The 15,495-nt window shown below is 56.2% G+C and carries 13 protein-coding genes; 4 read left to right on the top strand and 9 right to left on the bottom strand.

What is annotated here, in order from left to right; all coding sequences use genetic code 11:
• Positions 1–611 precede the first annotated feature (611 nt).
• Positions 612–2,072, bottom strand: coding sequence for an AlkA N-terminal domain-containing protein (locus IAE30_RS25585; RefSeq protein WP_200681268.1), 1,461 nt, complete (start codon positions 2,070–2,072; stop codon positions 612–614).
• A gap of 345 nt (positions 2,073–2,417) precedes the next feature.
• On the opposite strand from IAE30_RS25585, the gene IAE30_RS25590 reads away from it, so the two are divergent.
• From IAE30_RS25590 to pnuC, 3 genes are all read left to right on the top strand, one after another.
• Positions 2,418–2,915 carry a methylated-DNA--[protein]-cysteine S-methyltransferase gene (locus tag IAE30_RS25590; protein WP_200681243.1) on the top strand — a complete coding sequence of 166 codons (498 nt, stop codon included), beginning with the start codon at positions 2,418–2,420 and terminating at the stop codon, positions 2,913–2,915.
• 135 nt (positions 2,916–3,050) lie between these two features.
• Complete coding sequence (gene nadA, locus IAE30_RS25595) at positions 3,051–4,112, top strand: quinolinate synthase NadA (protein ID WP_038648170.1); 1,062 nt, start codon at positions 3,051–3,053, stop codon at positions 4,110–4,112.
• A 25-nt stretch (positions 4,113–4,137) separates the two neighbouring features.
• Positions 4,138–4,860, top strand: coding sequence for a nicotinamide riboside transporter PnuC (pnuC, locus tag IAE30_RS25600; RefSeq protein WP_200681244.1), 723 nt, complete (start codon positions 4,138–4,140; stop codon positions 4,858–4,860).
• Here the strand turns inward: pnuC and zitB are convergent.
• The 4 genes from zitB to IAE30_RS25620 all read right to left on the bottom strand — a co-directional run bounded on the left by zitB (position 4,854) and on the right by IAE30_RS25620 (position 9,899).
• Positions 4,854–5,819 (bottom strand): CDF family zinc transporter ZitB, encoded by a 966-nt coding sequence (gene zitB, locus IAE30_RS25605; protein ID WP_038648164.1) that lies wholly within the window; start codon positions 5,817–5,819, stop codon positions 4,854–4,856. The genes pnuC and zitB overlap by 7 nt on opposite strands.
• Positions 5,788–8,874, bottom strand: coding sequence for an ATP-binding protein (locus IAE30_RS25610; protein WP_200681245.1), 3,087 nt, complete (start codon positions 8,872–8,874; stop codon positions 5,788–5,790). The genes zitB and IAE30_RS25610 overlap by 32 nt, the downstream gene beginning before the upstream one ends.
• Positions 8,856–9,440 (bottom strand): response regulator transcription factor, encoded by a 585-nt coding sequence (locus tag IAE30_RS25615; RefSeq protein ID WP_200681246.1) that lies wholly within the window; start codon positions 9,438–9,440, stop codon positions 8,856–8,858. The genes IAE30_RS25610 and IAE30_RS25615 overlap by 19 nt, the downstream gene beginning before the upstream one ends.
• A 102-nt stretch (positions 9,441–9,542) precedes the next feature.
• Positions 9,543–9,899: a YbgS-like family protein gene (locus IAE30_RS25620; protein ID WP_200681269.1), complete on the bottom strand. Its 357-nt coding sequence runs from the start codon at positions 9,897–9,899 to the stop codon at positions 9,543–9,545.
• 297 nt (positions 9,900–10,196) lie between these two features.
• Here IAE30_RS25620 and aroG point away from each other — a divergent pair, with 297 nt between their 5' ends.
• Positions 10,197–11,249 carry a 3-deoxy-7-phosphoheptulonate synthase AroG gene (gene aroG / locus IAE30_RS25625; RefSeq protein WP_200538905.1) on the top strand — a complete coding sequence of 351 codons (1,053 nt, stop codon included), beginning with the start codon at positions 10,197–10,199 and terminating at the stop codon, positions 11,247–11,249.
• Positions 11,250–11,312: 63 nt separating this feature from the next.
• Here aroG and gpmA read toward each other — a convergent pair whose 3' ends face one another.
• The 4 genes from gpmA to galT all read right to left on the bottom strand — a co-directional run bounded on the left by gpmA (position 11,313) and on the right by galT (position 15,438).
• A complete protein-coding gene (gpmA, locus tag IAE30_RS25630) occupies positions 11,313–12,065 on the bottom strand; it encodes a 2,3-diphosphoglycerate-dependent phosphoglycerate mutase (RefSeq protein WP_200681247.1) in 753 nt (250 codons plus the stop codon).
• 152 nt (positions 12,066–12,217) lie between these two features.
• A complete protein-coding gene (gene galM, locus IAE30_RS25635) occupies positions 12,218–13,252 on the bottom strand; it encodes a galactose-1-epimerase (RefSeq protein ID WP_200681248.1) in 1,035 nt (344 codons plus the stop codon).
• Entirely contained in the window at positions 13,246–14,394 is a 1,149-nt protein-coding gene (gene galK, locus IAE30_RS25640) for a galactokinase (protein WP_038648148.1), read from the bottom strand. Before galK ends, galM begins: the two co-directional genes overlap by 7 nt.
• Positions 14,395–15,438, bottom strand: coding sequence for a galactose-1-phosphate uridylyltransferase (gene galT / locus IAE30_RS25645; protein WP_038648145.1), 1,044 nt, complete (start codon positions 15,436–15,438; stop codon positions 14,395–14,397).
• Positions 15,439–15,495: the final 57 nt, after the last annotated feature.

Raw genomic sequence — 15,495 nt, forward strand, 5'->3', positions numbered from 1 at the left:
AGTTGACTTTTAATCAATTGGTCGCAGGTTCGAATCCTGCACGACCCACCACTATGTAGAAAGGCGCCCTAAAGGCGCCTTTTTGCTTTTCTGCGTTTCTCAAATCTGCGCTGTTCAAAAAATTTAGCTGAATTTGCTGTGAGTCAGAAGCGCCAGTCTTTCCGGGTGGGAGGATGGCGAAGGGATCTGATACCGAACCCATGTTTGGTGGGATTGCTGTGGGTCTGTGCGTCAGCCTGTCAAGGCGGGACGGATCGCGAAGGAGTCTCACATCCCTGTGGATCGGCCTCGCCATCCATGGCTCGGACGCTTCGCTCTTCCGCTCCCGCCTTGACTGGCTTATGAGGCTTAATCGTTGCTTCCTAAAAAGCGCACAGATCCGGCATGAAGGCGGCAATTAGGGGCGGTGGAGTAAAGCTTGTGGCGCATGGATGCGCCACCAGAGCCTACAGGGATGTATTTACGGCGTCTTTACGCAACCGCCCCTTATTGCCGACTGAAACGCACAGTCGTTTTTTTACTAACGGCTTAAGTGTGCAATCGATGGCCCTGTACATGGCTCGGACGCTTCGCTCTTCCACTCCCGCCTTGACCGGCTGGAACGCACGAATTTATTTCTTACCCGGCGTCAAACTCTTCCAGATATGCAACACCGCATAGCTGCGCCACGGGCGCCAAACCTGCGATAACTGCTCTGCTACTTTGGCACTCACCCCACCCAGATTATTGCGAATCGCAATATCCTCTTTAGGGAACGCATCCGGCCAGCGCAGGGCGCGCATGGCAATATAACTCGCCGTCCAAGGACCAACGCCCTTTAATGCCAGCAACTGCTGCTGAACCACATCAGGATTCACTGCGCCGTTAAAACGCAACGCACCGGAGGCACATGCCTGTGCCAGCGCCTGAATCGCCTGCGAGCGAGCGCTCACAATGCCGAGACTGGCGATATCATCAATGGTTGCGCTAGCGAGCGATTCCGCCGTCGGGGGCAGCCGGGAGAGTTCAGGCCAGGGCGTTGCAAAAGGCTCGCCGAAACGCTGCGCCACGCGACTGCTCAGTGTGGTGGCCGCTTTCACCGTCACCTGCTGGCCAAGAATTGCGCGCACCCCCAACTCAAAGCCGTCAAACGCCCCAGGAACGCGTAACCCAGGATAACGAGCCAGACTCTCAGCTAACAACGGATCCTGGCTTAGCTGCTCGCTGATGCGCTGTGGCTGGGCATCCAAATCAAACAGGTCACGCAGGCGACGCAGCAGAGCAGGCAAAACCGGCGTTAAGGTGGTGGTGAACTGCACCTTGAGCGCCTGTTTTTCCGGCAAATGGCTGACACGCACCCAGCCCCGACAGTTTCCCAGCGCCACGGTACGGTGATAAGCCCCTTCACTAACCCACTCGGCCTCTTTCATCACGCGCTGCTGAAGAAAATCCAGAATGGCATCCCAGTCATAAGGGGGACGATAACTCAGACGCAGTTCCGCGCTCTCCTGCACGGTGGTCACGCTCTCCGGCTGACTCTGCTTGCGCAGACGCGAAGGCGTCATACGGTAGCGAGCCTGAAACACATCATTAAAGCGGCGCAAACTGCGAAAGCCGCTGGCGTAGGCGATTTCGGTGACGGGCAACGAAGTTTCAGTTAAGAGTTGCTTCGCCAGCAGCATGCGCCGCGTTTGGCGCAGCTCCAGCGGTGACACGCCCAGCTCCTGCTGGATCACGCGGCGTAGCTGTCGTTCACTCAGGTCAAACTCGCTGGCAATATCGGCCAGTGTCTCTTGTTCTTCCAGCAAGCCCTCTTCAATACGACGAATCAAGCGATCGGCGATGCGGTGATGGCTATCGACCGGGGCGAAGCCCGGAGCCAGTTCAGGACGACAGCGCAGGCACGGTCTGAAATGCGCTTTCTCGGCGGCTTCGGCGCTGTTAAAAAACAGGCAGTTCTTCTGCATCGGCGCTTTCACCGGACAAATGGGCCGGCAGTAAATGCCGGTTGAGGTCACGCCAACAAAGAACACGCCGTCGAAACGACTGTCGCGCGAGGTCAGCGCCTGGTATGCAATCTCGGGATCAAACATCATCGTCTCCAGCTCATAAACCGGCTATACCTTTCCTACTTTAAAGCGCAGAAGCGCTGGCTGCTCTCGTTCATCCGAATCACGTACTTGATAAAGTGCATCGGGATGATGAACTTCCTAAGGAAGGTTCCCCTGCGGGCCAGCGCGGTTTGAATCGGCTGTTCGAAGAGCCTCTCGTTTGCCGCCTTCCTGCGCCTTGCAGTATTTTGGGTATCGTCGCGCAAGTGGCAAAGCAAAACTCGCTGCTTTCGGACAGCTAACCAGTTTATGCTCATGACCGAAAACAGCCAGTTTATCGCGGTAGAAGTGCGATAATGACACACTGATTTATGCCGGAGGTGCCTTATGTATCATGCCAAAATCATCCCAACGCCGGTTGGTGAACTGACGCTGATTGCGACCGATAACGGGTTGTCAGCGATTCTGTGGGAAAACGAAGGCGCGCAACGCGTACCTCTGAAGCCTATCAGCCGTAACGACCAGCATCCGATTCTGTGCGAGGCCGAGCGCCAGCTGCGTGAATACTTCGCCGGAGAGCGCCAGCAGTTCGACATGCCTTACGACACGGTCGGCACTGACTTCCAGAAAAAAGTCTGGCAAGCGCTGCTCACCATTCCGTTTGGTGAAACCCGTAGCTATCAGCAAATCGCGGAACAGATCGGCAATCCGAAAGCCATGCGCGCGGTAGGGGCGGCCAACGGTAAAAATCCTCTGTCGATCATGGCGCCCTGCCATCGGGTGATTGGCAGCAACGGTAAGCTCACTGGCTTCGCGGGCGGTCTGCCGGTGAAAGCTTTCTTGCTGGAACTGGAAAACCCGCAGAAATCGTTAGGTGGCTTGTAAACCGGGTAAAAAAGAGACGACACTCTCGCGCATTTCCGCTATCGTGTTTAGCATATAAAACACGATGGCGGTTTTGATGCCGCATCATCGCTGTAACAGGCGATTTTGTTAAATTGAGAAAACGAGAGCCGTGTCATGAGTCTGATGTTCGATCCCGAAAGCGCGATTTATCCCTTTCCGCCGAAACCGGCGCGTCTCAGCCAGGATGAAAAATCCCATTACATCTCTGAAATCAAACGCTTATTAAAGGAGCGCGATGCGGTGCTGGTCGCGCACTATTATACCGATCCAGAAATTCAGGCGCTGGCGGAAGAGACCGGCGGTTGTGTCTCGGACTCACTGGAAATGGCGCGTTTCGGCAGCACCCACCCGGCAAAAACGCTGCTGGTGGCGGGCGTGCGTTTTATGGGGGAAACCGCAAAAATCCTCAGCCCGGAAAAAACGGTGTTGATGCCGACACTGCATGCAGAGTGTTCGCTCGATCTCGGCTGTCCGATCGACGAGTTCAATCGCTTCTGTGATGAACATCCGGATCGCACCGTGGTGGTGTACGCCAACACCTCAGCCGCCGTCAAAGCGCGCGCAGATTGGGTCGTCACCTCCAGCATTGCGGTTGAACTGATCGAGCATCTCGACAGCCTGGGCGAAAAAATCATCTGGGCGCCGGATCGTCATCTGGGCCGTTACGTCACCCAACAGACCAAAGCGGACGTACTGTGCTGGCAGGGCGCGTGCATCGTGCATGATGAGTTCAAAACCCAGGCCTTACAGCGCATGAAGACGCTCTATCCAGAAGCGGCGATCCTCGTGCATCCGGAATCCCCGCAGGCGATCGTCGATCTGGCTGATGCAGTGGGCTCCACCAGCCAGTTAATTCAGGCGGCGAAAAACCTGCCACATCCGCAAATGATCGTGGCGACCGATCGCGGCATCTTCTACAAGATGCAGCAGGCGGTACCGGATAAAGAGTTGCTGGAAGCGCCAACCGCAGGCGAGGGCGCGACCTGCCGCAGCTGTGCGCACTGTCCGTGGATGGCGATGAATGGCCTGAAAGCGATTGCGGAAGGGCTGGAGCACGGCGGTAGCGAGCATGAAATCCATGTCGATGACGCGCTGCGTGAAGCCGCATTGATACCGCTAAATCGCATGCTAGACTTTGCAGCACAACTCAAACTCAAAGTGAAAGGGAACGCCTGAGGCGGCTTTCATACAGGTGCAGATCATGGACTTCTTCAGCACACAAAATATTTTGGTTCACATTCCTATCGGTGTTGGGGGCTATGACCTCTCATGGATCGAAGCGGTGGGCACGCTTGCGGGCTTGCTGTGCATCTGGCTTGCCAGTCTGGAGAAGATCATCAACTACTTCTTCGGGCTGATTAACGTCACCTTGTTTGCGGTGATCTTCTTCCAGATTCAGCTGTATGCCAGCTTACTGCTGCAGCTGTTCTTCTTTGTCGCCAATGTTTACGGCTGGTACGCGTGGAGTCGACAAAACACCGCCAACGAAGCCGCACTGAAGATTCGCTGGCTGCCGTTGCCGAAAGCCTTCGGCTGGGGCGCGGCGTGCGTCATCGCCATTGCGCTGATGACGCTGTATATCGATCCGGTCTTCGCGTTTCTGACCAAAACCGCCGTCGGTATCATGCAAAGTTTCGGCCTGAACGTGACGATGCCACAACTGCAGCCGGATGCGTTCCCGTTCTGGGATTCCTGCATGATGGTGTTGTCGATTGTGGCGATGATTCTGATGACGCGAAAATACGTCGAGAACTGGCTACTGTGGGTGGTGATCAACGTGATTAGCGTGATGATCTTTGCCCGTCAGGGCGTTTACGCGATGTCGCTGGAGTACGTGATTCTGACGTTGATTGCACTTAACGGTTCACGCTTGTGGATGCAAAGCGCGCGCGAACATGGGTCGCGCGCGCTGTCGAATCAATGAGGGTGATGGGCGTGGCCATCCAGCGTGAGATGCTCATGTGAGTGATGATGCGAGCTCTGTTCCGCGCAGAGTTCGCAATCATGACCGGTACAAGGCTGATACTCCATCTGCACAGTGGCATGCGCAATCTGATAGTGCTCATGCAAATACTGATGAATACGCACCAGCAACCCATCATGATCATAAGGTGGGATCACCTGCACATGTAATGTCAGCACCGGCTTCTCTCCCACTTGCCATACATGCACATGATGCACGTTGCGCACTTCCGCGATGTTGCGTGTCAGTTCGCGCGCCAGTTTATCCACGTTAATGCCGCTCGGCGCGCCCTCCAGCAGCTCATGCAGACTTTCCCGCAGCAACGACCACGCGCTGCGTACCACCAACAGTGAAACCAGCAGCGAGAGAATCGGGTCAATCGGCGTCCAGCCGGTTAGCATGATGATAATGGCGGCGGCAATCGCGCCGACGGAGCCGAGCAGATCGCCCAACACATGCAGTGCTGCCGCGCGCACGTTGAGGTTTTTCTCTTCACTGCCACGATGTAACAGCCAGAAAGAGAGCAGATTGGCCAGCAGGCCGGCAATGGCGATGCCGAGCATCAACCCACCCTGGATAGGTTGTGGCTGATAGAAGCGGCGCAGTGCTTCCCAGACAATCAATACGGTAATCACCAACAGCGCGATAGCATTCACAAAGGCGGCAAGTGTGGTGAGGCGCAGCAAGCCAAAGGTGTGACGGGCGCTGGGTTTGCGCTGGGCAAACTGCACCGCCAGCAAAGCCATCAACAGCGCGGCGGCGTCAGTGAGCATATGTCCGGCATCTGCCAGCAGCGCCAGCGAACCCGACACCACGCCACCAATCACTTCGGCAACCATAAACAGCGCGGTGACGCCGAACGCCGCCGCCAGACGCGTACGATTGCCGTTATGCGCGCCGTGGGAATGAGTGTGTGCCATAACTTTCCAGTTGTTCGAGTAACCTGTTCGTTAATGATATCAGTAAATTGAACGCATCATCGTCCAGACGCTGCTGTTTTGCCTGATCAGTCAGCTGCTGACAATATTCGGCAATCTCATCCATGCCCAGCAACAGCCAACTGCCTTTCATGCGATGGGCGGCACGCTCGATAGCGGGCCAGTCAGGCTGGAGGCTGGCGGCCAGCAGCGCATCGCGATCCTGCTGCAGCGTGCGTTGCAGTGTCTGGCAAATCCGCGGGATAAAGGCCTCATTGTGCTGTGCCAGAATCAATAAACTGTCAGGCAATTGACGGAGAGGATCGCGCACCGTCCGTGCCAGCAGTGCTGCCAGATGATCGAGCTCAATCGGTTTCAACAACAGTGTTTCGTTCTCTTGCAACGCGATCTTCAGCAGTTGCACATCGGCAGAGCAGAGCACGCGCAGTGCCGGCTTGCTGCGGCGCTGCTGGCGGCGACGTAAAATGCGCAGCAGTGTTAATCCATCCGGGCGCGGCATCATCTGGTCAATCAACAGCACATCAAACGGCTGAAGCGCATCGGCGCGCAACAGGCTGCGCCCCTCTTCGAACACCTGCGCCGTGATAGCGAATTGAGCCAGCTGCTGCTGCAATACCAATAGATTGGTGGGATGGTCATCGACAATCGCCACGCGCAGGTGCGGATAGCGCGGCCAGCAAGCATGGCGTTCGGTGGGCGCATCCTCACAGATGTCGAGCGGTAATATCACCTTCACCGTGGTGCCTTGCTCCGGCGCAGAAGTCAGCGTTAACTGGCCGCCCATACGTTGCACTATCTCACGGCAGATAAACAAACCCAGCCCGCTGCCCTGTACCGCATGGCTTTTGCCGGAAGGAGCCTGATACCAGGGTTCAAACAGCTGAGCCTGTTCGCTGAGTGGAATGCCGCTGCCGCTGTCGGTGACCGTGAACTGAATCCGATCCGTCACGGCGAGCGACAGCCGCACTTCGCCCTGGCGCGTGAACTTCAGCGCGTTGGCCACCAAATTGTTCACCACCTGCTGCAAGCGATCGCCATCCAGCATCACGCGCGTCGGCAAAGGCGTGAGCGCCTCAACCAACAATATCGGACCGGATTCACGCATCAAAGGGTGATAAAACTGCTGCTGTTGCTGCAGCCAATCTGCCAGATTGAGAGGATGCGGTGCGAGGCGAAAACTCTGATTCTCAATACGCGCATGGTCTTGCAGATCGTTCAGCAGCGCCATCAGCGAGCGCGCACTGCTGTGCATCAGTGTCAAACGTTCGCTGGGATGCTGCTGCTGTTCGAGCTCCAGCAGGCCCAGAATCGCCTGCATTGGCGTGCGCAATTCGTGGCTGGCGGTGGCGAGGAACTGACTTTTGGCGGCGTTAGCGCGCTCTGCCTGTTCACGCTGCAGGCGATCGCGCCGCTGTTGCAGGTAGCGGCGCAGCAGCAGCACTAACAGCAGCACAATGATCATCCCGGCAGCCATCAAAATCATCAGCGGCACATTGCGCATCGCCATACTGGTGCCGGGCTGGGGGGGCTGTGACCAGTTAATGCGCATCTGATTGAGCGTATCCGGTGGGATTTGCTGCAGTGCATGGTCCAGCAGCGCCTGGAGTTGCGGCTGATCCTGGCTCACCTGAGGTGCCAGTGGCCAGGCAACATCGCTGGCGGCAAAGGCTAAATGGACACGATTATCCGCGTGGCTGGCCATGCGCCAGCGTGCAGACAGCACATTATCCACCAGCGCATCAATCTGACCATTGTTCAGGGCTTGCCAGAGTTGCGCACGGTCATCGAACAGTTGGGGCGTGATGTCTTCAGGCAGCAAGCGTTGCGCCAGATCGGCTCGCAGCACGCCCACACGCTGCTTTTGCAGAGAGGGCCAACTCATCGGCTGCTGCGTGTTAAGCGTGTAGATCCCCCAAATTGCACGCCATACCGGCAGTGTGTTGCTGCTGGCATCGTCGCCATTCAAAGGCTGTAACAGATTGAGCATCACCTGATGTTGTTGCATCAGCGTCTGCGCCTGTTGTGGATTGTTTACCCAGTGCGGCGTAAAGCGCAATCCGGTGCTTTGGCTTAACGCATTAAGCAGATCAATGCCAAAACCGCGCGCATTACCGTTGCCATCGCGATAGCTCCAGGGGGCGTTATCCACTTCTGCGGCATAAGGAATCTCACTGTGTGCGGCCAGCCACTGCTTCTCGGCAGCCGACAGCATCAGCGTTTGCGTATCCTGATAGCGCAGCAATGGCGGACTCCAGCGCTGTTGCACGCGATTACTGAACTCTGCGGGCAGCAGACGTAACTGAGTATTGAGCCAGTGAATCAGTGTGGGATCGCGCGACAGCGCCCGTAGCGACAGTTCACCGGCGCCGGGATCGGCGGTGATCTGGTAAATCTGTCCCTGCTGCAGCTGGTTAAGCAGAAAGCCGGCGCTGGTTTCATCCGCCACCAGATAGTCACTTTGCTGATTGAGCAGCGCATACAGCGCCTGCAAATCGCCGGGCAGGCTGTGCCAGCGATGGTTTTGCACAAAGGCATCAGGCAGTTGCGCCAGTGTCGCTTGCGCGATGGTGAGCTGGGCGTTTTCACTGTTGAACATCACCGCGCGTTGATTATCACGATTGCGGTAGATGCGGATCGGGCTGTTAACCCAACTGTCACTAACCAGGATGTTTTCCGGCAGCTGCGCATGTTCGTTGCTCAGTACGAAATCAACGTCACCGCGCTCAAGTGCTGCCAACTGCTGGGCGCGATCGGCGTAACTTTGCAGGCTAAAGTGCGTGCCGGTCAATTGGCTCAGCGCGCTGAGGTAATCGGCATCAATGCCCCAGATACGATTGCCAATTTGCATCGCCCAGGGCGCGCTGTTTTGCGCCGGCACGGCAACGCGTAAGGTGGGTTGCGGCCATGGCTCGACATGCGGTGCAGGCATCATGGCGGGGAGCATCACGCTGCTGGCAGGCTGTAGGTCGGCTCGCACTGTAAAGCTAATCAGCAGCAGACACAGCCAGAGAATGGCTTTCACTGTTGGGCTTTCCACAGTTCAGCCAGCTCCACCACTGACTGCACGCCGGTTTTCTCCAGAATGTTTTTCTTGTGGGTGCTGACGGTTTTATTGCTGATATGCAGCTGTTCACCAATCTGCAAATTCGATAGACCGCGCACCAGCAGTGCGACAATTTGCTGCTCTTTCTCGGTGAGTGGCAGTTCGATACGGTCAGGCAGCGGTGGAAACGCCTGCTGTCCGCCAAGCACGGCCAGAATTGCACTGAGCAACTGCGCCATGCTTTGACTCTTCACCACATAGCCCGCCGCACCGAGCGAAACGGCGCTGAGTAACGTGTGGCGACTCTGCTGAGCGGAGTAAATCAATACCGGGCAGTGCGGATCGCGGGCGCGCAGACGGCGCAACAGTTCGAGGCCATCACTGTCCGGCAGGCCGATATCGAGCACAATAAGATCAAATTGATGCTGCTGTAAAAGCTGACGCGCCTCAGCTTCGGTCGCGGCGGCGTGCAGTTTTACCGGGATAGGGGAGTGAATACAGGCCGCTTCCAGCGCGACTTCAACTAAAGGATGATCATCAATAAGCAGCAGTGAAGCCATGAAACAGTTCCTCTGAATTTCATGGCTTCAGCATAGCGGAAAAGCCTGCACGGAAATAGAAAGGGAGAGCCAATGCTCTCCCTTGTGTGATCGGATAACCCGTTATTGGGTCGTGCCGTCCGTTTTGTGTTTCACATGGCCGCCACCTTCTTTAGTATCGACCTTTTTATTCATATCCGGACATTTACCGTCTTTACACATAGAATTTTTGTGGATCTGCTCAGCTGACATGTTGCCAGTGCTGGTGCCAGACGTCGCAGTGCTGTTGGTGTTCATGCTGCCATTGTTAATTTTGCTATTGTCCACATTATTGGGTGGCAGATTCTGTTTCGCGCCGCCTGCCGCCGCGCCAGCTTCTGCTGAGGCATTCGCGTCACCGTTATTACTGTCCGCAGCCATTGCCGCGCCGCTGCCCAGGGTCATCGCTGCCGTCAGAAAGATAATTGCAAACTTATTCATCATTATGCTCCTTTAATCGATGGAGAGTTGCCGTCAAACACCACGGGTGTTGAGTGCCGAAAATAACGTACCGTGACGGAATAAAATTCCATCTTTAACGCTTCGCTTAAAAATTAAATATCGCAAGAACCTCATTCCTCAGTGCTTGCGTTTAAAAAGCTTAGTCCATGGGTGTGTAAATGCAAATTTCACAGAAGCATTTACGCGAGCGTGGAATTTACACCTGCAGCCTGAAGGGATACATTTAACGGGTTGCGCCCGGCGTACGCGGGGCCAGAAATTTGAATGGAATTATGTATGGATTATCAGAACGACGATTTACGCATCAGAGAAATCAAAGAATTATTACCGCCTGTTGCTTTGCTCGAAAAATTCCCCGCTACCGATAAAGCCGCTGAAACTGTTGCGCAGGCACGTCAGGCGATTCACCGTATTCTGCACGGCCAGGACGATCGTCTGCTGGTGGTGATCGGTCCCTGCTCGATCCACGATACCGAAGCCGCTAAAGAGTACGCGAGCCGTCTGCTGACGCTGCGTGACGAGTTGAAAGGCGAGCTTGAAGTGGTGATGCGCGTCTATTTCGAAAAACCGCGCACGACCGTGGGTTGGAAAGGGCTGATCAACGATCCGTTTATGGATGGCAGTTTCCAGATCAACGATGGCCTGCGTCTGGCGCGTAAGCTGCTGGTGGACATCAACGACATCGGTTTGCCTGCGGCTGGCGAGTTCCTGGATATGATCACCCCACAATATATGGCGGATCTGATGAGCTGGGGCGCAATTGGTGCGCGTACCACCGAATCCCAGGTGCACCGTGAACTCTCTTCCGGTTTATCTTGCCCGGTCGGCTTCAAAAATGGCACGGATGGCACCATCAAAGTGGCCATCGACGCTATCGGTGCTGCCAGCGCGCCACACTGCTTCCTCTCCGTCACCAAATTCGGTCATTCGGCGATTGTCGAAACCAGCGGTAACGAAGATTGCCATATCATTCTGCGCGGCGGCAAAGAGCCGAACTACAGTGCAGAACACGTGGCAGCGGTGAAAACCGGTCTGGAGAAAGCGGGCTTGCGTCCGCAGGTGATGATCGACTTTAGCCATGCCAACAGCAGCAAGCAGTTCCAGCGTCAGATGGTCGTCGCTGATGATGTGGCGCAGCAGATCGCGGGCGGTGAGCAGGCGATTACCGGCGTGATGATCGAGAGTCATCTGGTGGAAGGGAATCAGAGCCTCGACAGCGGTAAAGAGCTGGTTTACGGCCAGAGCGTGACCGATGCTTGTATTGGTTGGGACGATACCGAGAAAGCGTTGCGCCAACTGGCGCAGGCGATCAAACAGCGCCGCGGCTAATCGCTTAACGCGCAATAAAAAAGGCCAGACTCGCGTCTGGCCTTTTTGTTTTTCAGCCGGGAATTACTTGGCTTTACCCTGGTTAGCAACGGCTGCGGCTTTCGCGGCAATCTCGTCTGCATCACCCAGGTAGTAACGCTTCAGCGGTTTGAAGTTCCCGTCGAACTCATACACCAACGGCACGCCAGTTGGGATGTTCAGCTCGAGGATTTCATCTTCACTCAGGTTATCAAGATATTTTACCAGTGCACGCAGTGAGTTACCGTGTGCAGCAACGATCACTTTCTCACCGCTTTTAATGCGCGGCAGAATGCTTTCATTCCAGTAAGGAATAACACGTTCGATGGTCAGCGCCAGGCTTTCGGTGGTTGGCAGCTGTGCATCGGTCAGTGATGCGTAACGTGGGTCGTGGCCCGGGAAACGCTCATCCGCACGATCCAGTTCTGGTGGGGTGATGGCAAAGCCACGACGCCACTGTTTCACCTGGTCGTCGCCATATTTAGCGGCGGTTTCGGCTTTATCCAGACCCTGCAGCGCACCGTAATGACGCTCATTCAGACGCCAGGTTTTCTCAACCGGCAGCCACGCCTGATCCAGCTCATCCAGCACGTTCCACAGGGTGTGGATGGCACGTTTCAGCACGGAGGTATAGGCGAAATCAAACACGAAACCTTCTTTCTTCAGCAGCTGACCGGCTGCTTTGGCTTCGGTGCGACCTTTGTCTGACAGATCCACGTCATACCATCCGGTGAAGCGGTTTTCCTGGTTCCACTGGCTTTCGCCGTGTCGCACCAGAACCAGCTTAGTTACGGCCATAGCTTAACTCCTTAATGCTTGATGTTTCGATGATTATAGAAACCGGCTGCGGCCACCTGAAAAGCGGCACACTGATAGCGCCATACCATAGCGGAAAACAACGCACGGCGTAAGCCTGTCGCTAACGCAGTGCGCGTTTTTCATCCGCTGGCTTACTGCGGTGTGAAGCGATAACGCGTCACAGACTGCCAGCGGTCGCCGGGTTGCAGCCAGCAATCAGGCTGCGGCCATTCGGTATGGTTGGGCGAATCCGGTAAAAATTCACTCTCCAACGCGATGCCCTGGAAAGCAGTATAGCTGCCCTGTTCACGGGCGCGTGTTCCATCCAGATAGTTGCCGGAGTAGAACTGCAACGCCGGTGCGGCGGTAAACACGGTCAGCGCCAGTTTGCCATCGGCCGACCACAGTTCGGCGGCGGGTTGGCTGCTGTCGCCTGCGGTGTTAAGCAGAAATGCATGGTCATAGCCTTTCACCGCTTTTTGATCGTCATCGGCGAGGAAGTCATCCATCACGCGCTTCGGCTGCGTAAAATCGAAGCTGGTGCCAGACACGGCTTTCAATGGCGCGTTAGGAATGCCTTCGCTGTTGACCGGTAAGTAACGATCCGCATGCAGTTGTAAGCGATGCTGGCGCGCATCGCCATGATGCGCATCAAGATTAAAGTAAGCATGGTTGGTCAGGTTCACCGGGCAGGGCTTGTCAGTCTGCGCCTCATAGCGGATTGACAGGCAGTTATCATCGTCAAGATGGTAAACCACGTCGGCAATCAGATTGCCGGGGAAACCCTGATCGCCATCCGGTGAATCGAGGCGATAGTGCACTTCGGTTTCGCTTTGACTGACGATTCGCCAGCGGCGTTTATCAAACCCTTCCGGGCCGCCGTGCAGCTGATGCGCGCCCTGATTGGCGGCCAGCAGCAGATTCAGCGGCTTCAGCTCAGCCGAAGCGATACGGTTGGCGTAGCGGCCAACCGTGGCACCGAGATAAGCATCCTGATGCAGATAATCCGAGGGTGTCGCGCAGCCGAGCAGCGCTTCACGTACGCTGCCATCCTGCATGGGCACGCGCGAGGAGAGCCATGTCGCGCCCCAATCCATAAACGTCACGACCATGCCGTTATGATTGCGTAATACGGTGATGCGCCACGGTTGCCCGTCTGGCGCATGTGAATTGACATCACTTACCATTGGCCCGCTCCTGCAGAGGCTTTGCATACGTAGAAAGTTTCTTTGATGCCGGTCTGCGCCTCATATTTTTCGGCAACGGCAGCTTTCACCTGATCCACCAGTTCGGTTGGCATCAAGGCCACAATGCAGCCGCCGAAGCCGCCGCCCGTCATACGAACGCCGCCACGTGGGCCGAGTTCTGCCTTAACGATTTCCACCAGCTGATCGATCGGGGGAACGGTGATTTCAAAATCATCACGCATTGAGGCGTGAGATTCAGCCATCAACTCACCCATGCGCTTCAGATCGCCACTGCTCAGCGCATCGGCGGCTTCCAGCGTACGGGCATTTTCGGTGATGACATGGCGCACGCGTTTTGCCACCAGTGCATCCAGTTGCGATTCAGAGGCCTCAAATTCGGCCAGCGTGACGTCGCGCAGTGCGGGCTTGTTGAAGAAGCGAGCACCGGTTTCGCACTGCTCGCGGCGGGTGTTGTATTCGCTACCGACCAGGCTGCGACGGAAGTTGGAGTTGATGATCACCACCGCGACATCTTCCGGCATCGAGACGGCGCGTGTGCCGAGGGTGCGGCAGTCCAGCAGCATCGCGTGATCGGGTTGGCCGAGTGCCGAGATGAGCTGATCCATGATGCCGCAGTTACAGCCGACGAACTGGTTTTCCGCTTCCTGACCGTTCACGGCAATGGCCGCGCCATCCAGCTTCAGCTGATAGAGCTGTTGGAATACGGTGCCGACCGCCACTTCCAGTGACGCTGATGAACTCAGGCCCGCACCCTGTGGCACGTTGCCGCTGATCACCAGATCGGCACCGCCAAAGCTGGCATCACGCTTTTGCAGATGTTTTACCACGCCACGCACGTAGTTGGCCCACATCGGCTCTTTCAACGCTTCTATCGGTGCATCCAGCGAGAAGCTGTCTTGCTGGTTGTCGTAATCAACCGCGACCACGCGCACCTGGCGATCGTCACGCTTCGCGCAGGCAATCACGGTTTGGTAGTCGATGGCGCAGGGCAGGACAAAACCGTCATTGTAGTCAGTGTGTTCGCCAATCAGGTTCACACGGCCTGGTGCCTGAATGCTGTGCGTGGCTTGATAGCCAAAAGTGTCAGCGAAAACCTGTTGAGTGATGGATTTTAATGACATTTATTGCGCCTCGCGGAAATGGATATCGCTGACAGAACGCAGACGTTCTGCTGCCTGTTCCGCCGTTAAATCACGTTGGGTTTCGGCCAGCATTTCGTAGCCAACCATAAATTTGCGTACCGTGGCTGAACGCAGCAGCGGCGGATAGAAGTGAGCGTGCAACTGCCAGTGATCGTTGGCTTCACCGTTAAATGGCGCGCCGTGCCAGCCCATCGAATAGGGGAAGGAGCACTGGAACAGGTTGTCGTAACGGCTGGTCAGCTGCTTAAGTGCCAGCGCCAGATCGCTGCGCTGCGCCGGGGTAAGATCGGTAATGCGTTTGATATGGGCTTTCGGCAGCAGCAGGGTTTCAAATGGCCACGCCGCCCACCACGGCACCACGGCCAGCCAGTGTTCGGTCTCCACCACGGTGCGACTACCGTCTTTCAGCTCGCGTGCGGCGTAATCCACCAGCATCGGCGAACCTTTTTCGTCAAAGTAGCGGCGCTGATTATCATCTTCTTTTTGCGCTTCATTTGGCAGAAAACTGTTGGCCCAGATCTGGCCGTGCGGATGCGGATTTGAGCAGCCCATCGCTGCGCCTTTGTTCTCAAACACCTGCACCCACGGATAGTGCTGGCCGAGATCGGCGGTCTGCTCTTGCCAGGTGCGCACGATATCTTCCAGTCCACTGAGCGGCAATTCCGGCAGCGTTTTACTGTGGTCAGGTGAGAAGCAAATAACCCGGCTGGTGCCGCGTGCGCTCTCACAGCGCATCAGCAGATCGTCGCTTTGCGGCGCATCGGGTGTATCGGTCATCAGCGCGGCAAAGTCGTTGGTGAAAACATAGGTGGTTTGGTAATCCGGGTTTTTATCCCCGGTGATGCGGGTATTACCCGCGCACAGGAAGCAGTCAGGATCGTGCGCAGGCAGTTGTTCCAGCGCAGGCGTTTCCTGCGCACCCTGCCACGGACGCTTGGCACGATGCGGAGAGACCAGCACCCACTGATCGATCAATGGGTTATAACGGCGATGCGGATGATCAACCGGATTAAATTTTTCCATAACGAGTCCTGGTAAACGGCAAACGGATCAAAATCACTGCGATCAAGGTAGCACAAA

Source organism: Pantoea sp. S61, from assembly GCF_016625145.1.
Lineage (GTDB): Bacteria > Pseudomonadota > Gammaproteobacteria > Enterobacterales > Enterobacteriaceae > Pantoea > Pantoea rwandensis_B.